The sequence below is a fragment of the Dictyobacter formicarum genome, from assembly GCF_016587435.1.
In genome coordinates this window covers 144622-170830 of the sequence record NZ_BNJJ01000007.1, presented here as the reverse complement: position 1 = coordinate 170830, position 26209 = coordinate 144622, and the positions used below count along the sequence as shown (strand labels likewise).

Sequence of the window (26209 nt, the reverse complement as noted above, 5' to 3'; positions counted from 1 at the left end):
GTTATTGCTTGACCTCCAGGATATAGCAATAGATCGTATTGCCTCCTGTGATGGTATGAATCACACTGGCTCCGGCTGGTAAGGGATAGCCGCGCTGCACCAGGTGCTTGGGCCAGACCAGGTATTGATAACTGGCATAACTACTATCTTGCGGGTGGGCCTCTTTCAATTGAAAGTGCTGGGCTATATCCGTATTATAGTGGAACCAGTTGGCGGCAGGGCTATAGCCATTGAGTGTGCCTGGAATTGAGATGAGCCCGACGCTAGTGTTACTGTGATGATTATCTTCTAGCCATTGCAGCGCCTCGCGATAGCCAGGATATGCTACCTGCATGGTCGCGTTTTCATCGTTCTGGAAAAACTCATTTGTATAACCCTCGGTCCCGTAGACTGTAGTTAATCCGAGCAGGTGGGGTCCAATGGCAAGGAGCGCCAGGATGATTGCCGGAATAATGATGGCAGGTTTGCTGATGGCTGGGCGGCCAGCGGCGGTTTCTGCCTGTGTGGTCTGTTTTCTGCTTACTAACCGGACAATGGCACCAATAATCATTGCCAGCCCGCTGACACCTGCAATGGCCACCGATGGAGCCAGCGGCAGGTGGTAATGGGTACCGACTACAATGTTGAGCACACTGAACATACCCAGGACACTGAGCAGCCAGATGACCAGGTAGGCATCGCTGGCGGCTTTAGTGGTCTCCATCTGAATGTTGCGCAGATGAAAACGTACCAGCTGCACGAGTGCCACTATGACGAAGAGTGCGGCCGGTATAGTGAGAAACGCGCTCATTTTGGTGAAAATGATGTAGATGATGGACCAGTGGGGTACATGAGTGTAGTATTGTCCGGCAATGAAGGTTGGGTGTCCATTGGCAGAGTGGTTCCACTCAAAAGTAAAGCTATGGACAAGGCGTCCAATTGGATTGAGCCAGATGGCCGGGTCGGCAATCAAGAAGGCGGCCGGTGCGATCAGGATCGCTATCAACCACCATTTCCAGGGCAGGACGGGCCGCTGTTCGGCTGGCATGGTTGGACGTAACAGGAAATAGTAATAGGCGGTAAATAAAACAATGCCAGGTATGACCAGGACTGCAGTATATTTACTGGCTGCTCCCAGTCCGACAAGAAGGGCAAGGATCGGGAAGAGCCAGGGACGACGAATCGCATGCCAGAGAGTTAAGAAGGCGATCGTCACAAACGTTGTCATGGTCATATCCAGGTAGGCGAGTGCGCTGAAATATACCAGCCATGGGCTGACGGCCAGGCTTAGCGCCGCGATCAGCGCGATGGTGCGGCCAAAGGGCGCGCGCCCGAGCCAGTAAACCGCAGCCACCAGCAATGTTCCCATCACTATGCTGGGCAGTCGTCCAGCCAGCAACTCGCTCAATGGATGTCCCAGAATGTTATTGAAAGCCAGTGAGAAACCCATCAACATTTTGACCAATGGTGGATGCTCATAGTTGAAAGTTACCCATTGGCTTGAGGTGATGTTCGCATGCGTAATGAGTGGCAAATAGACCTTGCCACCTAAAATATAAACAACCTCATCGGTTACGACATCCAATTGGCGTGCCAGGATCAGGCGCGGTATAAACGCTACAATAACCAGCCCAATGAGGAAAAGTATATCGAACGTAGGAGTACGGCGCGTTGAGGTTGACGCTGGCGTTGGACCCGATGCTTGAGGTGTGTTGTCTCCAGTTGTGAGATCTAGCCTGGTACCCATCATAAAATTCGCGTGATGCGGGTACCTCTCGGTTTCCCCATGGGGAGGAGCATCACGCACTCCTTTCTTGAGCATACTCATAGCCGTCAACTCGGTGGAGACGGCGCATATATTTAGGATGAATGTCTCCTTTTCCCAGCCGGAAAGACGGGCGATAACGGATGGCAATACGCCCTTGAAACGTCCCTTTCGGGGTGATCGCCTTTACCATATCTCCGGTTCGATAGCCCTGGAATGAGCCCTGTCGTTGTTTGTGTTGCTTGGGAAAACCGTAGGCATCTGTGACACACATCTGTCGTCTCCCATGTCCGGTGGCTTTGATGAGCAGGGGAATCATGCCTTTCATCTTGAGCACCTCCGGTGTGCTTTTTCCAACACATGCGGCGTCACTCCAATGGGTTTTGGGAATCTTGCGCTGTGACCGATTGAACTTGGTGAGTCCACCCGAGCCGGTTTCAACGGGCAACCCCGTTGCTTTCAGTCGATCCAAGAGCGCCCAACGCGTGGTGTTCACGGCTGCGGCATCCTTGAGAGGTTGCCGTGCCTGCTTGAGGATACGTGCCAGCACATCGGGTTTCTTCTTGAGAAAATCGGTGATGTCTTGTGCCCCTTTCTCCTGATTACAGCGTTCACAGGCGAGGGTGAGATTGCTTATCCGATTCGTTCCTCCCTTCGTACGTGGATGAATGTGTTCGATTTGCAGGGGAACATCTGTTGCCCCACAATAGGCGCACCGCCGTTCCCATTTCTCTAGCAGGTACTCGCGGACTTCATAGCCCATCAACGTGCCCTGCTGATATTCCACGCCAGAAATGTTCGGGTTCTCCATGAGCTGCATGTCGAAACGGACCAGCTCCATGCTGAGAGCGGTCACGGAACAGAGCAGGGCAAGGCGACGAACCCAGGTGAGGATGTTCTCAATACGACTGCGAAGCGATGGTGGGAGCCACCCCTTCTTGATGCGGCGATTCTGCCAGCGGGCCTTTCGATAGCGGGTCTTGCGCTGCCTCCGGCTCCGGCGAACGGAGCGTCGATCGTCCAGGCTGGCCTTGATCACCTGTCCGCGATGGGTGAGCTCCGCCGCGAATACCACTTCTCTACTAGCATCATTGACAATCGCAATACCAGTCGTTTTTGAGCCCGGATCAAGCTTGATTCTGAGCGGTTGCACATGCGGCTGTTCTACCTCCCGTTTTAAAATCAATGTAAACGGATACCTTCTGTAGACTGCTGCCTTTCCTTGTTTTAACAAGAGACGTGCGTAACCAGGATGCACCGGGTTTAATGGTTTGCGATTGGTATCAACAATGAATACTTTGGACAAAGATAAAGATACCTCCTTGCTCTTTTCAGAGCCTCCTATCGCTAGGGTGATGTGTTCCTCGACAATGTTATCAAGCGGTTTATCGCACAACACACTGGCTTAACCCTATACACCTGTTTAATGCTGTGCCGTAGAGGTTGAGGCTGGAAAGCACCCCAACGTACCTATTTCGCTCGTAACGTAGTTACATACATAACTGAGTCTGGTCAGGTACGGGCTTGCTTTCACAAGCCCTCGCATTTATGCGCGTGGGGTTCCTGACAATTCCCCCGTGAGTGTAGTGAGCAGGTTTGTACGAGAGTATACAAGATGCTGGAATACTTCTTGTGATCGCGGGCTAGTATATCATAACGCGGCGCTGAGCGTCGAGCAATCTAGTACTGCGCACGTTGTGAGGAAATTGTGAGGAATGATGTCAGGCGACAAAAAGGGAACCTTACAATAGGTTCCCATAAGGTGAGTATGTCAGACGCATTCGCGCAGAGAAATGCTGGCGCTCATGCCCCGCAGTTTCATCAGAGCGACCACCTCTAGCTGGCGCACGCGCTCGCGCGATATGCCGAGCTCTTTGCCTACCTCTAGTAGTGTGCGACTTCTCCCATCTCCAATACCGTAGCGTAATGTGATTACGGCACGTTCGCGAGGTGTGAGAAAAGCGAGTGCTCGATGGAGTTCTTCACCCAGTAGATGCTGTGATGCGGTATCCGCCGGTGCTGGCGTAGTGCAATCTTCCAGCGTATCAGCCAGGGAATAGCGGGCCTCTTCATCCACAGGAGCATCCAGCGAGACAGGCTGCTCGATGACACCAAGCAGGTCCGCGACTTCATTGACATCTATATTACAGGCTGCCGCGATATCTTCTGGCAGCGGGTCCAGACCATTTTCTTGCGAGAGCTGGGCAGCCACACGACGTACTTTGCGTAATCGGGTTGCGACATGCTCTGGCAGGTGAATCATGCGGGATTGCTCGCCAGCGGCACGGCTTACTGCCTGGCGAATCCACCAGGTCGCATATGTGCCAAAGTGGCAGCCACGTTCGTAATCAAATTTTTCCGCGGCACGCATCAGCCCCATGTTGCCTTCCTGGATTAAGTCAACCAGGGGCACTCCAGTACTGGTGTAGCGCCGGGCGATCGCGATAACCAGGCGCAGGTTGGATTCAATCAAAGTGCGGCGCGCATCCGTATCGCCGGCCGCGGCACGGCGTGCTAGCTCTATCTCTTCTTCATGCGTAATCAGACCGTGACGACGGATATCGCGTAGGTAGCTCTGAAAAGCATCTTCAGACCCGGAGGCACTCTTTGTCCCGGTGATCCCACCTTCTCTACGGCGAGGAGAGATCTCTTCTAGAACACCTGCTTCCCTACCCTCTATCTCATCATCTTCGAGTAGTTCATTCACGGTCTCTTCCTCATCCAATACCAGATCTATCTCGCCAAGAGGCTCTGTATTGCGCTCGGTCACTGGCTGAGACGGGCTTTTACCAGCCTTGCGTCTGGGTCGGGGAGACCGGGTGATTTGTTCTACTGTTGTGGTACGCATGTTCCTCTGGTCTTCTCTGACAGGGTTTTCAATCGCCATAATTCCACGCTCCCTTCAGGAGGAAACTTACCGACAAAATCAGCGTCGGACTCCGTATGGCCTCGTGGTTTATACTCACAGGCAGCGCTGTACACATGGTTTGTTGCATGTTTCTGTGTCGCGCGTACGTGTCCATCATTCTGTACTATCTTTAGCTTTATTTTAGAGAATCCCATGTTTAAGTAACATCAGGTGATCACCTTAAATAGTCTCAGGTTCTGACTGTATATTCTGTTTGCCTACATGTGTCTTTTCGCGTATCGAGTGATTTATTGATAGAAAGTTGAGTTAACATAGCTTTATTTCTAAACATGCTTTGTGTATTGCTATGCTTCAATCTACTCACAGAATGGAAGCAAAGGCCCTGGAGCGACATCGGTTGGCCTTGCGATGGGTAGAGAATTTTACTGATTGAGTGGGAACAGATGCCGCCGCCGTAGGGTGCGATAGAGGACTATGCTTAGGGACGATCGGGTTTTTCTTCGTCAAATGGATCATGCACTCCGTGTCCACGATCATAAAATAGCTGGGTTGGATCTCCTAGATGATCCTCATAATCCGGCCGTTTGGTCCATTCTTTTTCCTGTGCTTCATCAGCGGTTAATTGGAGGTGGATTGTATCGCCTTCTATCTGCTGAATCGCGCTGTAGGGAATATAGCGGTCTTTTGTAAAGATAAAACCTTTATGTACTACAAACGAGTCTTCATAAGCTTCGCCTACATGACCTAGTTTCTTGTTGTCTGACGAATAGACCGTCATATGTTTATGCACATTTTGTTGAGTAAACTCTGCCATATGTCTCCTCTTTCTCTGCTCTATGATTTATCTATTTTCACGTCTTGCTTTGTTGGAAAGTTTCACGTAAACCTCACGAAAAACTCACAAGCCAGATTTCCGTTTTTGGTATGCTTAAAAGTATCGTTTAGGTGAGCGCGTAAAACACAGTTTTTTCGGGAGGTTGTGAATGGCTGTTTCTCTTTTTAAGCCTTTGTATGATCTTCTGCTGCCACGTAAACGACGCTGGACCGCCAGGTATTGGCGCTGGCTTCTGGTCGGGGGCGACACGTTGATCTTCTTGTTTACATTGTCGTATGCATTGTTTCTGGTTTCCATTGATCGCCCTCAATTTCCTATAGTTCATAATCCGGCATCGTTTGCCTGGAATCCGTTTTTCTGGGAGGCGCAGGGATGCCTGGCCTGGTTGGTTGCCCTGCACCACGTACGTCCTTATGCTCAGCTTTATATGCTCTCGTATCGTCGAGGGGCACTGGCTATCTTTTGCGTGTTGGGTGCGATGCTGGCATGCTGGTTGCTGTTTTTAAGCCTCTTTTTTCAAGGTGATGTCTTCGCCAGCCTGTCGATTTTGCTGCCCTTCGCTTTTATCCTTTTGCCCATCTTTGGTCTCTGGCGCGCCTGCTATGCTTCACTGCTGAAACTTTTTCTGTTTCAACCACTGACAGTAGTTGTGGGTGCCAGTACTGTGTCTGATGCGGTGCTAAATGAGCTTTGCCGGTCGGAGAAATGCGGGTTAACTATCCTCGGCTACGTTGATGAGTATATATGTGCCGATCATGATCGGTTTTCCTGGCCAGTACTGGGTGGTAGCGTCATCCTGCGCGATCTGATCGCGTCTGGTCTGGTGGATCTGCTGGTGGTGTCGCCCGAGTGCTATGGGGATCTGGTTTTCTATCCAGTTTTAATGGAGGCGCAGGCTCAAGGAGTGCAGATTTTTTCTCTGGCGGATTTCTACGAGTGCATGGCCGGAAAGTGTTTTCTGCTGCAGGACTCTGACGTATGGAAGCTGGTGAAGCAGGTCTATCGTTATCGGATGCCTCTGGCTTATCAGTGCTGGCGTCGTGCCCTGGATCTCTGCTTTGGTGTGGTTGGGTTGACTTTGTTGCTGTGTTTGCTACCACTGTTTGCCCTTTTTATCTGTTTGGATTCGCCAGGCCCGGTTTTTTATTGCCAGGAACGAATGGGACATTATGGGCGCTGTTTTCGTATGTTGAAATTTCGCTCGATGCGCGTGAATGCTGAACTTTATGGAGAGGCCTGGGCCAGCCTGCACGATAGCCGTGTGACGCGCGTTGGTCGCATCTTGCGTGCCACCCATCTGGATGAGTTACCGCAGGTGCTGAATATTCTGCGTGGGGAGATGAGTTTGATTGGACCTCGCCCCGAGCGCCCCATGTTCGTGTCTCAATTGGAACAGGCGCTTCCTGTGTTTCATTGTCGCTTGACGGCCAAGCCAGGCCTGACTGGTTGGGCTCAGGTCAAGATGCCCTATGCCAGTTCATATGAGGATGCAGCTGTGAAGCTACAATATGATCTCTATTATATTCAGCATCAATCGTTTACGTTGGATGTGTCTATTCTGCTGCAAACTGTTGTCGAGGTGCTGTGGTGCTCCGGTCGCTAGCTCATGGCTGGAGCTTACTACAAGAGGGGGGTGTGATGACGTTTGGACAATATTGGATCATTTTCGTGCGTCGCTGGCCGTTGCTGTTGCTCTGTCTGCTGTTGGTGAGTTCCGGGGCGTTAGTGGTCAGTCTGTTTATGACACCGGTGTATCGCTCTAGCGTGTTGCTGCAGGTTGCTATCCATTCAGGCAATAATCAAAGTGATATCAATGATCTACTGGCGAGCAATCAATTAGTGCAGACCGAATCGCAACTGGCGGTTAGCGATCCAGTTGTGCAGGAGGTTGCCAGCCACTATGCTGGTTTGACGGCTGCTCAGCTGAGCAAGATGGTTTCTTCCAGTGTCAAGCTCAATACGCAACTGTTTGAGCTTACGGTTCTGGATACTGATGCGCGCCGCGCTGCTCGCCTGGCTAATGATCTGGCCCGGACTTTTATTCGTCACCAGGAGCGTGCACGGCAACAGGAGAATCAGGCATCCCAGCAGCAATTGCAGCAAGAGATTACTACTACGCTGCGGCAGATCAATGTGGTGAAGAGTCAGCGTGCCTCTGCTGCCGCTAAAGGCCAGGCTGACAATTTTTCCGAACAATTGACAACCCTGGAGCAGCATTATAACCAGTGGCAGTCAGCCCTGGTTCAACAGAAGTTATCTGAGGCTCAGCGCAGTGGTTTTCTGCTGATTGTGCAGCCTGCGCAGGCCGCGTCTGCACCGATTCAACCAGATATCGCGTTGAATACCGCCGCTGGCTCGATCGTTGGCCTCTTGTTGGGCTTCTCTTTGATCTTGCTGCTGGCCCATGTGGATCAACATGTGCATTCTAGCGAAGAGTTGCAGCAGTTTCTGTCCTGGCCTGTTCTGGCACTCACCTGGTTGGAACATAACACCAAGGGAGCATCGATCTATCCTGGGGACCATACTGCGAACGGGGAGGCCTATCGGATTTTACGTTCGAGCATTGGCTTTGCTGGCGTGGATAAGCCTTTACGCTATCTGATGGTTACCAGCGCCCTTCCTCGAGAGGGGAAGAGTACGGTTGCGGCCAACCTGGCTATTTTCATGGCTCTGGCCGGTAAGAATACCTTGTTGATCGATGCTGATCTGTTATGCCCTACCCTGCATGAAAAATTTGATCTTCCTGCTGATAAGCCTGGATTGAGCAATGCCATTCTCGCCTGCAGTATGCCTGATTTTCAGGCTCACCCGCAGCGTATATTCCACTCTGTTGTCGATCCCCGTTCGATTTCATTGGATGCCTATATTCACCCCACCAGTACGCCCAACCTGCGCGTGATGTCTTCTGGTCCTTTGCCACCAAATCCAGCGGAATTACTGGAATCCCGGGCAATGAACCGTTTTTTGCAGGCTCTCCATAGCTGTGACGCAGAGGTAATTATTTTTGATACTTCTCCTCTGCTGGGCCTCTCGGAGTCGATTGTGTTGTCGACAAAAGTAGATGGAACCATTGTGGTTGCCGATCTTAATCATGTTCGTAAGCCACAATTACGCCAGATGCGGTCACGTTTTTTGCAGGCGGGCTCGCGCGTCGTTGGCTGCGTGGTGAATAAATATCCTAGCCGTGGCAGCCAGTTCCCTTATTCGCTCCACGCTCGCTATCGTCCTACTGGACAGATGCGGGAAGCCTCGGCCGTTTCTACTGCGGTCCACCAGCACCATCCAATGCCGATGCGTTAGTCTGTGCCTGGCTGCGTGATTGCTCAAGTATGTGGCTGGTGGTGCTGTTTGTTTCTGGCTGTGTATATTCATGGATGGTTTATTGGAGGTTGGATGAGTAGTCGTGTGGGGCGGTTCTATGTTGTCGCTGTCTATCAGTGTGGTTCAGCGAAGTTGTTGCTCGGTTTAGTGGGGGGAATGCCAATCATTGGAGGATTATTGGTCTGGCTGGGTCCCCTGGCTTTTGCTGCCGTTATGGGCGCTCTTTTGCTGGGGATCGTGGGAGCGTTGCGCCTGGATGCGCTCATGGTTGTCTTGCTGGTTGCGCTCCACCTCTACCTGGATTGGTATCTGGGTTTTCATCTCGTTGTCCCTATACTCGCCATTGTCTTCTTGCTGCTGTGCTATCTGTTGCGGTCCGCGCAGCATCCCTGGACGCGACCGCGCGGAGTTGGACTCTGGAGCATCTTTCTGGTGTTGACGCTCTATCCGGCGTTTCGCGGCGGTTCACTGATGCTCTATGATGCCGCCTCTTTTTATCCCAGTGATATTCTGGGTGCGTTGCTAATGTACTGGCTGGGATTGCTGGTAGGCCATGATGTGGCCAGCTTGCGGCGCTTCTTCCAGCTTTTCACTTTGCTGGCCGTTTTGCTGGCCTTGCACACCCTCTTCCAGAGTATGACTGGTACGATTCTGTTCGCGTCGTCACGGGTGGATGATTTCCTGTCGCGTACAGATGTGGCCTACTACCAACTCTTAGATAGTGATACGCACCGGGCTGGCTCTTTTTTTATCGACCCAAATTGGAATGGAGCTTTCTTTGCTATGCTTGCCTTCCTCCCTCTGGGACTATTGGTGACCAGCCGACGGTGGTGGCAGAAGTTGTGCTGGGCATTGGCGCTGTCCTTGCTTGTGCTAGCTCTGATGTGTACATACAGTACCGGGTCCTGGCTGGCTTTTCTGTTTGGCCTGGGAGTGTTCCTCTACCTGGTTGGTCATACGCGCTATCGTCTGAGCATCTTGTTGATTGCTGCTTGCTCGCTTGTTTCGTTAGCCTGGTTCTTTCCTGGCCAGCTTGCCCTACAACTGCGACATGCCGGTGCTGACAATGAGCTCTCGCTCCGTGTGGCGGCCTGGCATACCGCGTTACGCGTAATCCAGGCCTATCCCTGGCTTGGGGTGGGCCTTGGTCATCAAGCCTACCTGATTACTTCCAATGCCTATCGCGTTCCTGAGCAGTTTGTCTTGCTCTCTCACCCGCATGATTCCTACCTGGAATGGGCTTCCATGGCCGGATTGCCGGTTCTGGCTGTGTTTATGTTGTTGCTTCTGAACGCGTTCGGGCAGTCCTGGAATAATTGGCGTCGGGCAGCTTTAGACGAGCGGCCACTGCTTGGGGCGGGCATTGCTGCCAGTATGACGTTGAGCATCAATAGTATCAGTATTAATGGCTGGACCCATTTTGCGCTGGCTCCAATGGGCTGGTTAGTGCTGGGCGCGGTGGCTTCACCTCTGTTGGGTGCGCTACCTGCACGAAATATTGACCAGCCAGTGGAGCGGGAGGCGAGACATGTCGATGCATAATTCACTATTGCCTCAAGAGAATAGGGCATATCTAGAACCACAGCGGTCGCGACGTGATGGCCTGCGACGGCGTGCTATGCTTTTGAAAGATCCGACTGCCTTATTCGCTGAGGCCGCACCAGAGTTTACTGTGTCTCAGGCTCATGATATACCCGCGACTATAGATCTGGTTATCCCTGACCTGTCGGCCGCTGGCTTTATCATTGAGCAGCAGCCGACCTGGCTGATCCCTGCTGTTAAAGACCTTGAGCAGCTGAAGCATATGCCTGCGCCATTGGATGCCAGCGAGGCGCGCCCGTTTCTTCTGCGTATGTTCTTGCGCGACTCGGGTATCTATGCTATCGCCTCGTGTTTGTCGCCTCTCTTCTCACTACTGCTAACGCCTTTTCTGACACGCAACCTTTCGGCGCTGGACTATGGTGTCCTGACGCTGCTGAACACTACGCTGGCTTTGGTGGGACCTCTGGCACAACTGGGCCTGGGATCATCCTTTGTGCGCCTGTATCATCAAAACGTTTCAGGTTCGCGTGAGCGCCATGCCTTGTTTACGACCCTGATCATGCTGTTGGTATCCTTTTCCCTGTGTGTTGCCGCTCTACTGGCCATTCTGGCTCCCTGGCTTTCTCGCCTGCTGTTACACAGTGTTGACGGAGAAATGCTATTTCGCCTGGCTGCGCTGCTTCTGTTACTACAGAATATGACGTTTCCTGCTTTTACCTGGCTGCGTGCGCAGGGGCGGGCGCTGGCATTCGTTGCGCTCTCACTTCTTAACTTGCTGCTCAATCTGGGACTTACGCTTCTGCTAGTTGGCGCCTGGCAATGGGGTAATTCCGGTGTCCTGGTAGCGGCCTGTGGGGGGTATGCTGGCGTGCTGCTTTGTTCGTTGCCTCTGCTTAACTACCGTATGCAGTGGCACGTCAGTTGGTCGTTTGCCTCTCAATTGCTGGCCTATGGGTTATCAACGCTGCCCGGATTGTTCTCCGTCTGGGTGCTCCAGCTTTCGGATCGCTATTTCCTGCTGGCATTTGGGACGCTTCCCCAGGCGGCTAGCTACTCAATCGCCTATACACTGGGCAATATTATTGGTCCGCTGGTGATCGCGCCCTTCTCGCTGGCCTGGTATTCTGCGCTTCACGTTGTTGCTCGCAAGTCGCGTGCTCCGGAGCTGTTTCGCCTGATTTTTCGCTGGTATTGCCTCGTCCTGCTATTGATGGTCTTTGGGGTTTCCTTGCTGGCTAACGATATCTTGCACCTGTTTTTTCCATCGCCATATACACTGGCCGCGCCGATAGTCCCTTTGATTGCGCTTTCCAACCTGTTCTTCGGGCTTTTTGAATTCTTCAACCTGGGTATCACTTTGCGAGGCAGGTTGCGCTTTAATGTGATATTGCTTCCGCTGGCTGCACTCGTCAATCTGGGTGGCAATTGTCTCTTTATTCCGGTTTTTGGGGTCATGGGGGCAGCTGGTTCAACCCTGCTGGCATACGTTATCCTGGCATTGCTGGCTTACCTGGTCAATCAGCGCCTCTATCCCACCCCACTTGACCTCGATGTATGCGCCCTTGGATTGCTGGTGGGCGGATTCTATTATGCCCTGTATCAATGGTTGCTTCCTCTGCAGCAGCCGTTCTTCCACTGGCTATTCACCTGCGGCTTGATTGGCTGCTATGCGCTCTCGCTGTGGCTGTTGAGCCTGGTGAGTGCCAGGAAGGATAAGCACTGATACGTCTCTACTGAGACGCATCCTCTGTGTGAGGAAGAAAGGATAAGGTATGGCGCTTCGTTCCTGGGGGAGGGTCTGTATGCATCTGCTGGGACCTGCTCGCTCTAATTATCGGGTGATGAATGATGCTCGAGCCTTGCGGGCGGCGGGTTATCAGGTAACCATCGTGGATGTGATTGCTCGCTGCGATCAGCAACTGACTGCTGAATGGGTGGATGGCATTTATATCCAGCATGTCTGTGCGCCCGGATGGTTTGTTCCTGCGCACTTTAAGCCGTGGTTTCTGGTGAAATTCTGCGTCCTGATGATCCGCTGTTTTGTACGCTTGCTCGGTGTGCGGGCGGATATCTATCATGCCCATGTGGAGCACGCTTTTCTCGCTACGTACCTGGTGGCGCGACTACGTAAGAAAGGGCTTATCTTTGATACGCCTGAGCTGACTATGTTTGGTCCGGCTATTCAGCGCTGGCCGCGCCTGCGCTGGCTGGCTATACACTGTATCCGCTGGCTGTCGCGCTCATGCGATAGCTATATCACCGGATCGCCACGCTATGTGCCGGTGCTGAGCAGGCTCTATGGGACAGCCCGGGTGTTGCTCCTGCGCCATATTCCTCCTCACCACGAATCCATCAGGAATACACGCTTACAGCAAAAGCTGGGCCTGCCCGCGCACATGCGCATTGCTTTATATCAGGGCAATCTCCAGGCTGATCGTGGATTGGACCTGCTGGTGCGGGCCGTTCCATATCTGGCACCTGATATCACCATTGTCTTGCTTGGGGATGGCTATGATGCGACTGCGCTTGAGTTGGCGGCGCTTATTCAGCGTGAGCAGCTTGGCGAGCGCATCAAATTGCTTCCAGCGGTACCCTATGCTGAACTACTGGATTGGACCTCGTCAGCTGATCTGGGGCTGCTGCTGTTGCCGCCCACCCATTCATTGAGCATTCGTTATTGCCTGCCCAACAAATTCTTTGAATATCTGATGGCGGGCCTGCCGATTCTCTCGGCGCGCCTGGATGCTATCTCCGATATGATTCATCGCTACCATGTCGGCCACGTTCTCGATGAGCTCACGCCTGCCAGTGTCGGGCAGGCTATTAACACGCTGCTGGCCGATCGCGATCTCTGGCAGACCATGCACGCCAACGCGCTGGCAGCCATTGCGCATGGCCTCACCTGGGAAGAAGAAGCCACGAAACTGATCAATTTATATCAAGCGATTGGCTTCAAATATACTGGTGTCTATTTCAATCTGCCCCCGCCTCCTTAGGTCAACCTTTGCTGCCAATGATTAAGATCAGTCAGGATCTGGAGTGCCCACTCAAGATCAGGCAGCGTCTCAGCAATCGGTTTGGCCGCGGCTTCCTTTGCTTCCATGAGGGCTAGATAGCGCATCATAAACAAGGGGGTGCGTGCAATGGCAAGCGGGAGCGCCAGACGTTCCACGGCTGTCAGGGGTTCATCCAGGCCAGAAGCGTACGCCTCGAGCAGGTCACGAAGGCGTTGGATCCGCTCATCTGAGAGGGGGTCTTCCGAAAAGGTGGAATTAGTATAGTACAGCGTCAGAGCGATGTCATCAATCCGTGCTCGTTCGCCCATAAAATCCAGATCCGTAATGAGCACGACCTTGCCGTTGTGGAAGAAGACGTTATTATCCCAGAAGTCTCCATGAACCAGTTGGTGGGGCAGATGGGTCACCAGACCCTTCTCAAGGACACGCAAACGATGGGCTAAATCCTGGGCTGCGGAAGCGAAGCGTGCTTCTTGTGCTGTTGGCCCCCAGTGCTCAATACGACGGACGGCTCTCATAGTCCAGGCCAGGGCTTCTTCGGACGAGATATGATTGGCGATCGGAGGGCGCTTGCCTGCCCAGCTCACCTCTGCTTTTTTGAGGAAGCTATGCGTTCGCCCGAGCAGGGGAAGACCAACAGCAAGACGTTCCCACGAGTCCATGTAGGCGTCGCTTTCGACATACTCTTCCATCTCGAGAAGACAGCCTTTGTGAAACGTCCAGGAGGTGCCAGCCAGGGTGGGGACCACCACGGGGGAAGGGATACCTCCAGAAGAGAGCAGGCGGTGAACGCGCTGAATATCGGCCACCCTGTGGGCTGTGACCCAGGAACGATAGACGCGGACAACGTACCGTTTCTCTTTCGCACTGACCAACAGGTTCAGGTTGCGAGAGCCGCCTAGATCCATGGGTGATTCAGTGAACTCCACGCCATAGCTGGCCTGGACAAAGTCGAATAACTCCGGTGACGGAGTTGGGCGGGGGCTTTCTCGCTGTTTCGTCATAACTCTATCGCCTCTAATAACAAAGGAGGTTGCATCACAATGACCTGCCCTGATCTCTTTGTCGAGGGCGAGATCCATAGGGAGCAGCCTTAAATATCACAAACCATTCAACAAAATATAATCCTTCTTTTATCTATCCCATTTATTATTCGTTCATTGTATAGCACTTTGCTTATGCGTTACAAGCAAATCCACGTAATGTCGAGAAAAGCTGTTTCCCAACATCTCAATTCTTCTATAGAGCGAATGTTATAATTTTTGAGATAGAAGAGGAAGATCTATAGGATTAATAGAAAATATTCCATTAAAAGAGATTTTTTTTATGCCAAGAAAAAGGAAAATTGATGAATTCTGGACCACAATATGTTATCCGCTACCGGTTCGAATGGCTTGGAGAGTGCTTTTGGAGCGCCAATGATGAGGCACGAGGACGTTTCGGATATGCTATTTTTCCAGAGATGTTGCCTCTCTCAGAGCAAACCATCGAGCGGACTAACGAACTCATGGCATGGCATGATCAAGCCCTCAATTGGGATTATCCCCCTGATCCTGGTCCCTGGCGACAAGAAGAGTGCGAGCGCTTTAACTACGCTGCTAGAGAGCTCCTGAATGCCGTTCGCCAGGAGTTAGGGTCGAATTTCGAGGTGATTGATGATTTCGTAGAGGAGAAGGAAGATCCAGAACTGGATGCCTATTCGCAAGATCCCAAAGGCTTTGTTAGACAAAAGCAGATTGATTGACATTGATAAGAAATTTTACCTATGATATGAGGATATGGACTATTTGCATGCCGATCTTAAAGCCAAGGGAGTGGTGACCACTTCTGAGCCTGAGCAGCAGCCGTGGGGCATCTTCATGACTATTCAGGATCCTGACCAAAATTCTCTGCTGCTAGTTGACAGCCTCGTTAGGATGAGCATAAGGAATTGTTATGGCTTATCGAAGGCGTTCTGTCTGCCAGCATAGAATGCTGTGGAAAACCTGGCACTTTCTTTCAAGAACATCTATTTTGAGGGGATTCTATGAATGATTTATCTCTTAATCAGCTAATTCTGACTTACATTGAAGGTTGGAAATTAAAAGATCGCGAGCAGATTCTGAGCACGCTTGATCCGGCATGTGTGATTATAGAATCTTATGGGCCCACTTATAGAGGAAAAGAAATGGTTGGTCGATGGATTGACTCCTGGTGCGCTCCGGGCAACATCGTCGATCACTGGGATGTCACATCTTTTTTTGCCGGGGATGAGTCTTGTTTCTTCGAATGGGTCTTTGAATGCACTTATGCTGGAAATCGTGGTGGCTTTGAGGGCGCATCGATTGCACGGTTTAGCAATGACAAAATCATCTATCTCCGAGAATATGCAATGGCTGCTGCCTCACGCTACGAGTGGGATGGGTAACTTTTCCAGCACATTATATGGCTTCCGCTTGTAGGATATTGGGATGTGTCATAAGCGCCTGGTGAGATAGAGTGCAAACGTGGCTGAATGGTGCAGATCAAATAAATAGGTTGACAACAAAGGTTCTAACTTGTTATCATTAACATTAACAATAAAAATGTAAAGACACTGAACGAGCGGAGTAGAGAGAAACGATTCGCCAGAGAGTGGAGGTCACCGGGTGCGAGCCTCCTTCGATTACGTCTCTTGAACGTGGCTCGGAAGTCGAGTATCTGAACTGATTATGCTTGCTGTTCTGCAGGGATGGTCAGCGTTAAGATATTCCGGGAATGCCCGTTAGCGCTGTTTGAGGATAACTGACTATGGCCGGGTTGGGCGAGTCGGTTGTCAAAACAAGGTGGTACCACGAGCTGCGTTGCCCTCGTCCTTGAGATGTGGCAACGTTTTTTGTTAGTACAATAAAGGAGTACTACCATATGCTGCCCAACCGTTATCAGTTTCGTGATGCTGAACCTCGCCTGGCCCGCCTGTGGGCGGATGCCGATACCTATGCCTTTGATCCAACTGGATCAGGTCCGATCTATACCATCGATACGCCTCCCCCTACCGTTTCGGGAGACCTCCACATCGGACACTGCTTCTCCTATACCCAGACCGATGTCATTGCGCGCTTCCAGCGCATGCGCGGCCGCCGCGTCCTGTATCCCATGGGTTTTGATGATAATGGTCTGCCAACCGAGCGTTTCGTTGAGAAGACGATCAAGCGCAAGGCGACCGAGATGGATCGTGCCGAGTTCCTGGCGCAGTGCTGGCGACTGACACAGGAGACCGAAGATCACTTTGAGTCTCTGTTGCGTCGTTTGAGCTTGAGCGTCGATTGGAATTATCGCTACTCGACCCTGTCTCCTGAGGCGCAGCGCACCTCGCAGGCCTCGTTTATCCAGCTCTATCAGGCTGGTCGCGCCTATGATCAGGTTGCGCCAACGCTCTGGTGTCCCGATTGTCAGACGGCGATCGCGCAGGCCGAACAGGATGATAAGACGCTGCCGACGCTGTTTACGACGTTCGCGTTCCAACTGCCAGACGGCCAGACGTTACCGATTGCTACGACGCGACCTGAGCTGTTGCCCGCCTGCGTCGCCATCTTCGTTCATCCCCAGGATCAACGCTATGCGCACCTGCTGGGATCATCGGCGCGCATCGCCAGCGCAGCTTTTTCGCAGCAGGTGCTGATCGAGGTTCCTATTCTGGCCGATGAGCTGGTTGATCCATCGAAGGGGAGCGGCGCGGTCATGTGCTGCACCTTCGGTGACTCGACCGATGTTCGCTGGTGGCGTACCCATCAGTTGCCGCTGCGGGCGGCCATCGATCGTGCCGGGCGCATGACGGCTCTGGCCGGTCCGCTGGCCGGCCTGCCCACGGCGGCTGCTCGTAAGCTCGTTCTGCAGAACCTGGCCGAGCAGGGCCTGATCTTGCGGCAAGAAACGATCGAGCATACGATTGGTGTTCACGAGCGCTGCGGTACCCCGGTCGAGTACCTGCAGACGCGGCAGTGGTTCATTCGCGTCCTGGATCAGAAGGAGCGCCTGATCGAGATCGGTCGCCAGATCCGCTGGAACCCTGAGTACATGCGCATTCGCTACGAGCATTGGGTTGAGAACCTGCAGTGGGACTGGTGCATCTCGCGCCAGCGCTTTCTGGGCGTCCCCTTCCCGGCCTGGACCTGCCGGGCCTGTGGAGAGTTGTTGCTGGCCCGACAGGAGGATCTGCCGATCGATCCTCGCCAGACCAGTCCCGGCCGCGCCTGTCGCTGCGGTGCTACGGATTTTGAGCCCGAGATGGATGTCATGGATACCTGGGCTACCTCGTCGTGTTCGCCTTTGATTATTGGGCGCTGGCTGGATGATCCAGCCTGGTTCCGGCAGCATTTTCCGGCTAGCCTGCGCCCACAGGGGCACGATATTATTCGCACCTGGGCTTTCTATACCATCGTCAAGGCGCTCTATCACTGCGATGCGGCCCCCTGGCAGGAGATTATGCTCTCCGGTCATGGCCTGTCGAGCGAGCGCACCAAAGTCTCAAAGTCCAAAGGCAATGGGTCGCTCGACCCCCAGGCGGTCATCGAGCAGGAATCGGCCGATGCCCTGCGCTACTGGGCGACCTCGGTCAAGCCGGGGCAGGATACGCCGTTTAGTCCCGAGTCGATCGCGACCGGTCGCCGCCTGGTTACCAAGCTATGGAATGCTTGCCGTTTCGCTGAAAGCCGCCTGCAGGACCTGGATGCTTCTGCGCTGACAACCTTACCGTCGGGGATGCTGCCGACCGATCGCTGGCTGCTCTCTCGTCTGGCGCAGACGATCACATTTGCTACCAGAGAGTTTGAGCAGGGCGATTACGCGGCTGCACGTATGGAAGTCGAGCGCTTCTTCTGGTCGGATCTCTGTGATAACTACCTGGAACTGGTCAAGTCGCGCCTGTATAAAGAGGAAGGGGATGAGCGCCGGGCTGCGCAATGGACGCTCTATCATGCCCTGCTGGGCGTTCTCAAGTTATTGGCTCCCTACCTGCCTTTTATCACAGAAGAGCTCTATCTGGGACTTTTCCAGCAGTGGGACGGGGCCGCCTCGATCCATACCGCTGCCTGGCCTACTGCGCCCGCTGATTGGGTCAATCCGGAGGCGGAGCAGACCGGGAAGCTCTTGCTTGAGATTCTGCGTTCAGTTCGTCGCCAGAAGGCTGAACTGGGCATCTCTGTTGGTGGGACTTTGGAGTCGCTCCGTATCACGACCGGTGCCGCCGGTTTGCCCATCCTGCAGGCCGCTTGCAGCGACCTTCAGAACGTTACCCGTGCCCGGACCATCCAGTTTATAACTGCGCCTGATTCAGATGCAGAGCTATTATCACAGCTGCGCATTGAGTTGGCCCTGCCTCAGAGTGCCTGATCGCAACAGCTAGCTCAGGGTGAGGTGCACATTGCCAGCAGGATTTGCTACTACTTTGACTCGTCAACTGATATGTAGCAAATCCCGCTGGCATCAGATAAAAGGCGTAGCAAGATTTATGATTCGATAGTAATAAATATCCTCTTATATATATTTCTTGTGTGTTCCAAGCGCAAGCATTTTCGATGGTACTGCAAGTGGAATAAAAAACTCATCCTTTGCTGTTATAAATTCAGGTTGATATGTTTTTTACTTTATGCTTGCAGAAAGTCGCGATTAGCAATTGTTCTATCTGTAGTATATTGTTTATTTTCGTAAGAAAGTATTTCTAACACATGGAATGTATGGTTCGAGATGTCCCGGTCTATTATGAAGTTTATGGCGAGGGATTCCCTGTTATTTTAATTCATGGTTATACACCTGATCATCGCTTGATGACAGGTTGCATGGAGCCGCTATTTGCCAATCGATCAGGCTGGCAGCGTATTTACCTCGATCTGCCTGGAATGGGGCGCACGCCTGGCGTGGAGCGGATTAATAGCACCGATGATATGCTCGATTTAGTACTCGATTTCATTGACCAGGTGATTCCGGGCCAGCGTTTCCTGCTGGTTGGCGAATCTTATGGTGGTTATCTGAGCCGGGGTGTTGTGTTGCGTAAATCTGAGCAAGTAGACGGCCTGGCCTTGATCTGCCCTGCTGTTATTGCTGATCCGGCCCGGCGCGAGTTGCCACCACACACCGTTCTGGTTGAAGATCCACAATTACTGGCCTCGCTTGATCCCACCGAGGCGGAAGAATTTAGCGCAATGGCGGTTGTGCAGAATAAGTATAACTGGGAACGTTTTCGTGACGAGATTCTTCCTGGCCTCAAAATTGCTGATAGCGCCTTTTTGCAGAAGATTCGACAAAATTATAGTTATACCTTTAATGTCGATCAGCTCCCTCAGCCTTTTACCAGACCAGCCCTTATCTTTACAGGTCGTCAGGACGATTCTGTGGGCTATCAGGATGCCTGGCGCTTGCTGGAGAGCTATCCGCATGCGAGCTTCGCCGTGCTTGATCGCGCCGGTCATAACGCTCAGATTGAGCAGAACCAATTGTTCGACGCCCTTATGAGCGAATGGCTGGATCGGGTACAAGAATCTCTTGCGACTTCCTCGCTCCGATAAATCCTGACCTTGAGTGCATTTCTGCCAATGATGATCCCTTTTGTGATATTCTAGAATCTGTTGTGAATGCGAGCAAAACAGGATCAGAAGGTGGAGAATGCCCATGAAGACGTATGATGACATTGCCGAATGGTATGATCAATGGATTGGCGCTCACTCGATGCGCGAGGATCGCTTCTTTTCAGCCATAGAAGCGCTTATAGGCGAGGTCTCGGGACAACGTATCTGTGATCTCGCCTGTGGGCAGGGTCGAGTGGCACGCTACCTGGTGGACCTTGGTGCACGCGTCGTTGGGGTTGATCTCTCGAGCAAGTTACTTGCTATCGCGCGTCACCATGAGAAGACCGAGCCACGTGGAATCGATTATGTGCAAGCTGACGCTCGGAGTCTCGATGACAAGATGCTTGGCATGTTCGATGGCGTTGTGTGTTCGATGGCCTTGATGGATATTCCAGATCTTGCCCCAACACTGCACAGTGTCGCGCGTATTCTTCGGCCTGGAGGATGGTTCGCCTTCTCCATCCTCCATCCCTGCTTCCACACCTCACAGTCAGGAGAGATGGAGACACCGGAGGGAACCATACGGATCATTGGCAGGTATTTTTCGGAGGGTTATTGGCGCTCAGATGCCCGGCCAGGACCTCCTGGTAAAGTTGGCGCCTACCATCGCACGCTCTCAACCTATGTTAACGCGCTCACTGATGCCGGTCTACAGCTTGTGCGCCTGAGCGAACCGGGTCCAACTTCAGCTGTGCCCGATTCGCCATCCCTCTCGCGCATCGACAGACCGGTGTGGGCTGAGGTCCCTTCCGTCCTGGTTGCAAGCTGCAGAAAGTTGATGGAAGGGCAGAACATACTTCTCAAATAAATAAGCTAAATTCTTTCCCGATCATTGAGATTCTATGAAATGACAAGGGAGAAATTTGAGGACCGAAAATTTCCTCATCCAGGTATGGAGGATAAGCCGGAGAACTATTTCACCATGACCTACATATTAGATGAGGTCAATGGCCAGACGACGCTGACTATTATTCAAGACGATCCACGCGAGCAGGTGTCGCAAGAACAGGTTGAGTCACAGAGATCAGCTGAAGAGGACGAAAATAGCATATTGGCGGGCTTGAAGAAGTTGGTGGAAGAGTAGCCCTGTGTAGAAATAATTACGTACCAGGATGGAGTTCTTCTTGCTTGGATTCAACATGTATCATCGTGATTTTTAGCTAGATGCTACAATTGAGGATATAGTTTACAGGTATTGCACATATTTTTATGAGGGTATATGGCACTATGAAGCTCTTTCTTTCTACCGATTTTGAAGGTACCAGTGGGATTGTCGCCTGGGAGCAGATTATCGAGGGTAATGCTGAATACGAACAGGGGCGACGCCTGCTGACCAATGAGGTGAACGCGGTGATCAGGGGCGCACTGGAGGCCGGCGCGTCTAACTTTGTGGTTAATGATGCTCACCATGCCATGCGTAATCTGCATCCACAGGACTTGCTGGGACGCGCCACGCTGATTACTGGCAAGCATAAGCCGATGTATATGATGGAGGGCCTGGACGCTAGCTTTGATGGCATCTGTTTTGTCAGTTATCACGGCTCGATTGGTGCTGAGCACGCCATTCTTTCGCATACGTACAATCCCGGCGCGATCTGGGAGGTGCGTATTAATGGGGAGATCGTTGGCGAGTCGGGCATCAATGCGCTGGTGGCTGCTCATTACAAGGTGCCGATTATTTTTGTCAGCGGTGATGAGGCTACGGCTCGCGAGGCTGCCACGATCGCCCCGCAGGCGGAAAAGATCGTTGTCAAGCAGTCGCTGGGCCGTTTTGCCGCTTCGCACTTGCATCCCGAGGTTGCCTGCGAGCTGCTGCAAGCAGGTGCCCGGCGCGCGGTTGAACAACTATCAGCTATGCAACTGCCCGGCTTTACCCTGCCCGTCACGCTGGAAATCACCTTTCTGGTCGCTGATATGGCCGAAATGGCTTGCTGGATTCGCGGTGTCGAGCGTGTAGCTCCCCGGACCGTGAACGTGGTTGGCACCAACTTGCTCGACCTCTATCGCACCTTCGTCACCATTGTCACCCTGACTCGTTCTCTGGTCGATCGCTAGTGTGTATGCAAGAGAGCACCATTTTCAGAAATGCCTGGGCCGAACTTCAGGCTTGAGCGGCAATTTGCCGCTCAAGCCGTGCGTGATCAAGCCTGAAGCGGTTGCCATGATAGCCAGTCTTATCCATGGCAACGCGGGGGTAACTGCGTATAGGACGGTTCGGATGCGCCAGATGTTGTGATCTTCTAATAGGACAATCTGTGGTTTTATGTTTGTTGGTTCTGCAAAAGAACCAGCAATTCTGCCCTCGCAGCCAGAGCCTTCACGTTTTCCAGGTCCAGTTGCAGCAGTTCATCCAGTGTCTCTTTAAACCACGAAAAGACGTTCAAAAAATTTGTTCTGAGAGTGCCTGTAATATTTAGTTGTTCAGCATTCTTGCTTAGAGTGACATTTCTTGCAAGCAAAGAGGTAAGGGGCAGAAAAATGCTTGCAAAGCGTGAGTCATACGGGAAACTAAAACGTATTTTATTAAAATGATAGCATTTCAGGAGCGGAAACGTCTACTGCATATTTGGATCGTATCGTTTTCTCCTGATACATTGTGTAGAATGATGTTGAATGGTACTTTTGCTCTATTCTTGATCGGTTCTATAAAAAGGCAAACTGTTTATAAAATATGATGTATTTATCATATTTTTTTCAGATCTAAATGCAATAGGTGGATCTGAAAATTTAATCTCTAGTTGCGTTAACACTAGGAGAAGATGGACACTTTCTGGTATGATGCAGAGACTAAGAGAGCGCTGTGTGTTGTCGCAGGCACCAGTGTCGTTCTGTGCGATGGGATAACAATATGAATCTGCAGAATTTACGTGTTTTCTTGAAAGTTGCGGAGCTTGAGCATATTACGCGGGCTTCTGAGGAGCTGCACCTGACGCAACCGGCGGTGACCAAGATCATTCAGAGTCTGGAGCAGGAGGCTCATCTGGAGCTGGTGGAGCGCCAGGGGCGTCGGATTGTGCTGACTCACGCTGGCCGCGTACTGCAGACCTACGCTCGCCGGATGTTTTCTCTTGAGCGCGAGATGGACGATGCGCTGGCTGCTTTGCGCGATATTCATCGTGGCGAGATCAAGCTGGCAGCCAATACAACGGCTGGCGTCTATTTGCTGCCAGCGATCGTGGCACGTTTCCGTGCGTTGTATCCACAGATCGCTCTCAATATTTCTATTTTAAATTCACAGGAGATCATTGAACATATCCTGGACTGGTCGCTGGATTTCGGTATCGTTGAGGGCGAGGTGGAGCAACTGCCCGAAAGTTTGAATGTACGCTTCTTTACGCGCGACACCTTGATACTGGTGGTTTCTCCCCAGCATCCCTGGTGCAATGTCGATAAAGTGAGCGCGACTGACCTGGGAAATAATGCTCTGGTGGTACGCGAGTCTGGCAGCGGGGTGCGCGATATGCTGGAGCGCGAATTGAACTGTCGTGATATCACTCTCAATCCGCTATTGACCCTGACTGACAACGAAGCGATCAAGCAAATGGTTATGAATGGTGTCGGGGCAGCGGTGGTCTCATTTTTAACCGTCCAGCGCGAACTGGCCAGTGGCGACCTGGTACAGGTGCCTCTATCCGATATGGAGTTGCAGCCTGAACTTAGTTTTATCCAGCGGCCAGAGAAGCAATTATCCCGGGCGGCCCAGGCCTTTTTCTCATTCCTGTTTCCTTTGAGCACTAGTCCATCTTGAGGATACTTATCAAGAGTATTCTGGTGGCTTTTTCCTTTGATTGTAAGTGTATGTACATGGCTATCTGGTAGCTATAGTTTTACGATAGGAGCGCACGAATATGGAATTTCATGCATTGATTGAAGAGTGGTCCGGTGAGAGTATCGTTTCTTTTCGTGCTTTGCCGGGTTGTTTTTCGAAGGCATCGACTCCCCAACAAGCTGTGCAGCAGTCCCCACAGGCGGTCTCTGATTATCTACGCTGGTTAAAGAAGAATGATATCTTCTTTTTTGAGGAGGAAATCACATCATTTAATGCGGTGCCCAAAGAGTATCTGCGTGGGGTGAAGGCAGGGCCGCGTTTTGAGGCCGATCGGCCCGCTCCTACCGATCAAGAGATTGATAATGCTCTGAATGTGGCGGCTACCGCGCGGGCGCAGCTGATCGATATCTATGATGCGATACCCCTTGAGCTCAGGAGTGTTTCGCCCACACCCGGCGCGCGGTCGCTGACACAACAGCTTCAGCATGTACTGAAGCTTGAGGCGTATTATATCGCCTGTTTGAGCGAGCAGCCGCAGCCAGCCGCCTCTACTATTGCTGAAGCTGATCTGCTCAGGACCTTTGTTGAGAATGCGATGGATTATGAGATGCTGTTGCGTGATTTGACGCCCGAGCAGCGTGCCCATATCTATGTTCATGGCGCAGAGGAGTGGACCGCGGCCAAGGTTCTACGTCGCATGACATTGCACCTGCGTGAGCACTATCCTGATATGCAGGCGCTGGCACGCCAGCTTGCCACTCGTTCGTCAACTAAGTTCGGTTCCTGACTTCAAAGTCTTATGAGTGCGTCTCATTCCTATTCCCACCGGGATGCGATGGCTCGCGAGCCTGGGGGCGTCCATGCTCCCCGGCTAGCGAGCGAATCCCCAGCGTTTACGCACCATCTTTTCAAGGGGCCCAAATATCAGGCTATCGATGGCTACGCCAATGATGACGATGACGAGCATGATGGCGAAGAGCTGGCCGACATCGCCGAGGTCACGCCCGCTTTCGAGCAGGGCGCCCAGGCTGACGGTGGTGTAGAGCAGCTCGGCTGCCATCAGCGAGCGCCAGGCGAAGGTCCAGCCTTGTTTGAGTCCGGTCAGAATTGATGGCAGGGCGGCGGGCAAGATAACCTGTGTTGAGAGGGCGATGCCGCGCGAGCCCATGTTGCGGGCCGCTTTAATGTAGACCGGTGGTGTATTTTTGATGCCCGCGTCCACACCCAGTGTAATCGAGAAGAGCGCGCCCATCACGACGACAAAGATCATCGCCTGCTCATGCAGACCAAACCAGAGCAAGGCCAGCGGAATCCAGCACACGCTTGGTAGTGCCTGTAATCCCAACACCAGCGAGCCCAGCGTCTCTTCGATGTAGCGGTTGCTGCTGATCAGCAAGCCTAAGAGCAATCCTAGCACCAGCGAGAGGCCGTAGCCCATAGCCAGGCGGCGCAGGCTGACCAGGATGGCGGTTAATAGAGAGCCGTCCTGAGCCAGCCCCTTCAAGCTATCCAGGACGGTCAGTGGTCCCGGGAATAAATAGTCTTTCCAGATATGGGCGGTGGCCAATCCTTGCCAGAGCAGGAGTAGAAGGGCGAAGAAGATCAGTTGCCGTAGCAGTTTGCCGACCCATCTTATGTTGACGCTGCGTTTCTTGCTGATATTAATGGATGAGGCTGCCAAATTCTTCCTCCTGTTCTTGTTTCTGCATCTCGTTGCGCAGTACCTCCAGGATCTCTGCGGCTTTGTCTACCAGTTGGTGATCTTCCAGGCTGCGTGGCCGTGGCAGGTGTATTGGAAAGTCGCGGACAATGCGTCCGGGGCGTGGCGCAAAGACAATCACGCGATCTCCCAGTGCGACCGCTTCGCGTACATTGTGCGTGACAAAAAGGACCGTTTTACGGGTCTCGCGCCAGATGGCTTCAACCTGGGCGTGTAGCTTGTCGCGCGTAAAGGCATCCAGAGCGCCAAAGGGCTCATCCATCAACAGGATTTCTGGATCGATGGCCAGCGCCCGGGCGATGGCGGCGCGCTGGCGCATGCCGCCTGAGAGCTGGTGCGGATAGCTATGCTCAAAGCCGTTGAGGTTGACCATGTTGAGATAGTGCCGGGCGATCTCTGCGCGTTGCTTGCGGGGAATACGCGCCTGGCGCAGTCCAAATTCGACATTCTGCTGCACATCCAGCCAGGGAAAGAGCGCCGCCTCCTGGAAGAGCAGGATACGGTCGGTGCCGGGTCCCTGAACCTCTTTATGGTTGGCGAAAATGGCGCCACTACTTGCTTGCTCCAGACCAGCAATGATGCTCAATAAGGTGGATTTGCCGCAGCCGCTGGGCCCCAGAAAGCAGACGAACTCGCCTGGTTGGATGGCAAGATCAACAGGGTGTAATGCTTCCACTACCCGTTCGCCATCCACGAACGTCTTGCTCACACCTTCGATCCGTAATGAGTTGCCACCAGCGAGCGGGGACAAGCCGTCCCCACTGCCTGATCCAATAGAACTTCGTATATGGACTGTTGATTGGCTCATGCG

The 26209-nt window shown here is 52.5% G+C and carries 20 protein-coding genes and 1 pseudogene; 14 read left to right on the top strand and 7 right to left on the bottom strand.

The window, feature by feature from the left end:
• Window position 1 precedes the first annotated feature (1 nt).
• From JMI88_RS13945 to JMI88_RS13930, 4 genes and pseudogenes are all read right to left on the bottom strand, one after another.
• Entirely contained in the window at window positions 2-1726 is a 1725-nt protein-coding gene (locus JMI88_RS13945) for an ArnT family glycosyltransferase (protein ID WP_268905996.1), read from the bottom strand.
• A 36-nt stretch (window positions 1727-1762) separates the two neighbouring features.
• Window positions 1763-3050, bottom strand: a pseudogene (gene iscB, locus JMI88_RS13940) (RNA-guided endonuclease IscB); the annotation flags it as partial.
• A gap of 465 nt (window positions 3051-3515) precedes the next feature.
• On the bottom strand, window positions 3516-4631 hold the full coding sequence (locus JMI88_RS13935; RefSeq protein ID WP_201362474.1) for a sigma-70 family RNA polymerase sigma factor: 1116 nt from the start codon (window positions 4629-4631) through the stop codon (window positions 3516-3518).
• A 460-nt stretch (window positions 4632-5091) separates the two neighbouring features.
• Window positions 5092-5427 carry a DUF2171 domain-containing protein gene (locus tag JMI88_RS13930; protein ID WP_201362473.1) on the bottom strand — a complete coding sequence of 112 codons (336 nt, stop codon included), beginning with the start codon at window positions 5425-5427 and terminating at the stop codon, window positions 5092-5094.
• A 169-nt stretch (window positions 5428-5596) separates the two neighbouring features.
• On the opposite strand from JMI88_RS13930, the gene JMI88_RS13925 reads away from it, so the two are divergent.
• The 5 genes from JMI88_RS13925 (at window position 5597) to JMI88_RS13905 (ending at window position 13307) form a co-directional block, all read left to right on the top strand.
• Window positions 5597-7051 carry an exopolysaccharide biosynthesis polyprenyl glycosylphosphotransferase gene (locus tag JMI88_RS13925; protein ID WP_201362472.1) on the top strand — a complete coding sequence of 485 codons (1455 nt, stop codon included), beginning with the start codon at window positions 5597-5599 and terminating at the stop codon, window positions 7049-7051.
• A 35-nt stretch (window positions 7052-7086) separates the two neighbouring features.
• Window positions 7087-8748 (top strand): polysaccharide biosynthesis tyrosine autokinase, encoded by a 1662-nt coding sequence (locus JMI88_RS13920; RefSeq protein ID WP_201362471.1) that lies wholly within the window; start codon window positions 7087-7089, stop codon window positions 8746-8748.
• Between the two features lie 93 nt (window positions 8749-8841).
• On the top strand, window positions 8842-10311 hold the full coding sequence (locus tag JMI88_RS13915; RefSeq protein ID WP_201362470.1) for an O-antigen ligase family protein: 1470 nt from the start codon (window positions 8842-8844) through the stop codon (window positions 10309-10311).
• Entirely contained in the window at window positions 10298-12034 is a 1737-nt protein-coding gene (locus tag JMI88_RS13910) for a lipopolysaccharide biosynthesis protein (RefSeq protein WP_201362469.1), read from the top strand. The genes JMI88_RS13915 and JMI88_RS13910 overlap by 14 nt, the downstream gene beginning before the upstream one ends.
• 49 nt (window positions 12035-12083) lie before the next feature.
• Window positions 12084-13307 (top strand): glycosyltransferase, encoded by a 1224-nt coding sequence (locus JMI88_RS13905; RefSeq protein ID WP_201362468.1) that lies wholly within the window; start codon window positions 12084-12086, stop codon window positions 13305-13307.
• Here JMI88_RS13905 and JMI88_RS13900 read toward each other — a convergent pair.
• Window positions 13304-14332, bottom strand: coding sequence for a phosphotransferase enzyme family protein (locus tag JMI88_RS13900; RefSeq protein WP_201362467.1), 1029 nt, complete (start codon window positions 14330-14332; stop codon window positions 13304-13306). The genes JMI88_RS13905 and JMI88_RS13900 overlap by 4 nt on opposite strands.
• 344 nt (window positions 14333-14676) lie before the next feature.
• On the opposite strand from JMI88_RS13900, the gene JMI88_RS13895 reads away from it, so the two are divergent.
• The 9 genes from JMI88_RS13895 (at window position 14677) to JMI88_RS13855 (ending at window position 24465) form a co-directional block, all read left to right on the top strand.
• Complete coding sequence (locus JMI88_RS13895; protein WP_236022918.1) at window positions 14677-15072, top strand: immunity protein CdiI family protein; 396 nt, start codon at window positions 14677-14679, stop codon at window positions 15070-15072.
• Window positions 15073-15354: 282 nt separating this feature from the next.
• Complete coding sequence (locus JMI88_RS13890) at window positions 15355-15735, top strand: nuclear transport factor 2 family protein (protein ID WP_201362465.1); 381 nt, start codon at window positions 15355-15357, stop codon at window positions 15733-15735.
• Window positions 15736-16211: 476 nt separating this feature from the next.
• The gene (locus tag JMI88_RS13885; protein WP_201362464.1) at window positions 16212-18677 is read left to right on the top strand and encodes a valine--tRNA ligase; all 2466 of its coding nucleotides are present in this window, start codon (window positions 16212-16214) and stop codon (window positions 18675-18677) included.
• Between the two features lie 335 nt (window positions 18678-19012).
• Window positions 19013-19849 (top strand): alpha/beta fold hydrolase, encoded by an 837-nt coding sequence (locus tag JMI88_RS13880; protein ID WP_201362463.1) that lies wholly within the window; start codon window positions 19013-19015, stop codon window positions 19847-19849.
• 103 nt (window positions 19850-19952) lie between these two features.
• Window positions 19953-20717 (top strand): class I SAM-dependent methyltransferase, encoded by a 765-nt coding sequence (locus JMI88_RS13875; protein ID WP_201362462.1) that lies wholly within the window; start codon window positions 19953-19955, stop codon window positions 20715-20717.
• Between the two features lie 39 nt (window positions 20718-20756).
• Window positions 20757-20993, top strand: a complete 237-nt coding sequence (locus JMI88_RS13870; RefSeq protein WP_201362461.1) for a hypothetical protein — start codon at window positions 20757-20759, stop codon at window positions 20991-20993.
• Between the two features lie 143 nt (window positions 20994-21136).
• Window positions 21137-21964 carry a M55 family metallopeptidase gene (locus JMI88_RS13865; RefSeq protein ID WP_201362460.1) on the top strand — a complete coding sequence of 276 codons (828 nt, stop codon included), beginning with the start codon at window positions 21137-21139 and terminating at the stop codon, window positions 21962-21964.
• A gap of 793 nt (window positions 21965-22757) precedes the next feature.
• Window positions 22758-23657, top strand: coding sequence for a LysR family transcriptional regulator (locus JMI88_RS13860; protein WP_201362459.1), 900 nt, complete (start codon window positions 22758-22760; stop codon window positions 23655-23657).
• 100 nt (window positions 23658-23757) lie between these two features.
• Window positions 23758-24465: a DinB family protein gene (locus tag JMI88_RS13855; RefSeq protein WP_201362458.1), complete on the top strand. Its 708-nt coding sequence runs from the start codon at window positions 23758-23760 to the stop codon at window positions 24463-24465.
• 84 nt (window positions 24466-24549) lie between these two features.
• On the opposite strand, the gene JMI88_RS13850 is transcribed toward JMI88_RS13855, so the two are convergent.
• Both JMI88_RS13850 and JMI88_RS13845 read right to left on the bottom strand, forming a co-directional pair.
• Entirely contained in the window at window positions 24550-25359 is an 810-nt protein-coding gene (locus tag JMI88_RS13850; protein WP_201362457.1) for an ABC transporter permease, read from the bottom strand.
• Entirely contained in the window at window positions 25340-26206 is an 867-nt protein-coding gene (locus JMI88_RS13845; protein WP_201362456.1) for an ABC transporter ATP-binding protein, read from the bottom strand. Before JMI88_RS13845 ends, JMI88_RS13850 begins: the two co-directional genes overlap by 20 nt.
• Window positions 26207-26209 lie beyond the last annotated feature (3 nt).

What these genes read in the sequence shown, in the direction of transcription:
- JMI88_RS13910 (WP_201362469.1), top strand. Translation starts at nt 10,298, where the DNA reads ATGTCGATGCATAATTCACTATTGCCTCAAGAGAATAGGGCATATCTA.
- JMI88_RS13900 (WP_201362467.1), bottom strand. Translation starts at nt 14,332, where the DNA reads ATGACGAAACAGCGAGAAAGCCCCCGCCCAACTCCGTCACCGGAGTTA.
- JMI88_RS13895 (WP_236022918.1), top strand. Translation starts at nt 14,677, where the DNA reads ATGAATTCTGGACCACAATATGTTATCCGCTACCGGTTCGAATGGCTT.
- JMI88_RS13935 (WP_201362474.1), bottom strand. Translation starts at nt 4,631, where the DNA reads ATGGCGATTGAAAACCCTGTCAGAGAAGACCAGAGGAACATGCGTACC.
- JMI88_RS13880 (WP_201362463.1), top strand. Translation starts at nt 19,013, where the DNA reads ATGGAATGTATGGTTCGAGATGTCCCGGTCTATTATGAAGTTTATGGC.
- JMI88_RS13870 (WP_201362461.1), top strand. Translation starts at nt 20,757, where the DNA reads ATGACAAGGGAGAAATTTGAGGACCGAAAATTTCCTCATCCAGGTATG.
- JMI88_RS13930 (WP_201362473.1), bottom strand. Translation starts at nt 5,427, where the DNA reads ATGGCAGAGTTTACTCAACAAAATGTGCATAAACATATGACGGTCTAT.
- JMI88_RS13915 (WP_201362470.1), top strand. Translation starts at nt 8,842, where the DNA reads ATGAGTAGTCGTGTGGGGCGGTTCTATGTTGTCGCTGTCTATCAGTGT.
- JMI88_RS13865 (WP_201362460.1), top strand. Translation starts at nt 21,137, where the DNA reads ATGAAGCTCTTTCTTTCTACCGATTTTGAAGGTACCAGTGGGATTGTC.
- JMI88_RS13945 (WP_268905996.1), bottom strand. Translation starts at nt 1,726, where the DNA reads ATGGGTACCAGGCTAGATCTCACAACTGGAGACAACACACCTCAAGCA.
- JMI88_RS13920 (WP_201362471.1), top strand. Translation starts at nt 7,087, where the DNA reads ATGACGTTTGGACAATATTGGATCATTTTCGTGCGTCGCTGGCCGTTG.
- JMI88_RS13905 (WP_201362468.1), top strand. Translation starts at nt 12,084, where the DNA reads ATGGCGCTTCGTTCCTGGGGGAGGGTCTGTATGCATCTGCTGGGACCT.
- JMI88_RS13925 (WP_201362472.1), top strand. Translation starts at nt 5,597, where the DNA reads ATGGCTGTTTCTCTTTTTAAGCCTTTGTATGATCTTCTGCTGCCACGT.
- JMI88_RS13890 (WP_201362465.1), top strand. Translation starts at nt 15,355, where the DNA reads ATGAATGATTTATCTCTTAATCAGCTAATTCTGACTTACATTGAAGGT.
- JMI88_RS13885 (WP_201362464.1), top strand. Translation starts at nt 16,212, where the DNA reads ATGCTGCCCAACCGTTATCAGTTTCGTGATGCTGAACCTCGCCTGGCC.
- JMI88_RS13845 (WP_201362456.1), bottom strand. Translation starts at nt 26,206, where the DNA reads ATGAGCCAATCAACAGTCCATATACGAAGTTCTATTGGATCAGGCAGT.
- JMI88_RS13875 (WP_201362462.1), top strand. Translation starts at nt 19,953, where the DNA reads ATGAAGACGTATGATGACATTGCCGAATGGTATGATCAATGGATTGGC.
- JMI88_RS13860 (WP_201362459.1), top strand. Translation starts at nt 22,758, where the DNA reads ATGAATCTGCAGAATTTACGTGTTTTCTTGAAAGTTGCGGAGCTTGAG.
- JMI88_RS13855 (WP_201362458.1), top strand. Translation starts at nt 23,758, where the DNA reads ATGGAATTTCATGCATTGATTGAAGAGTGGTCCGGTGAGAGTATCGTT.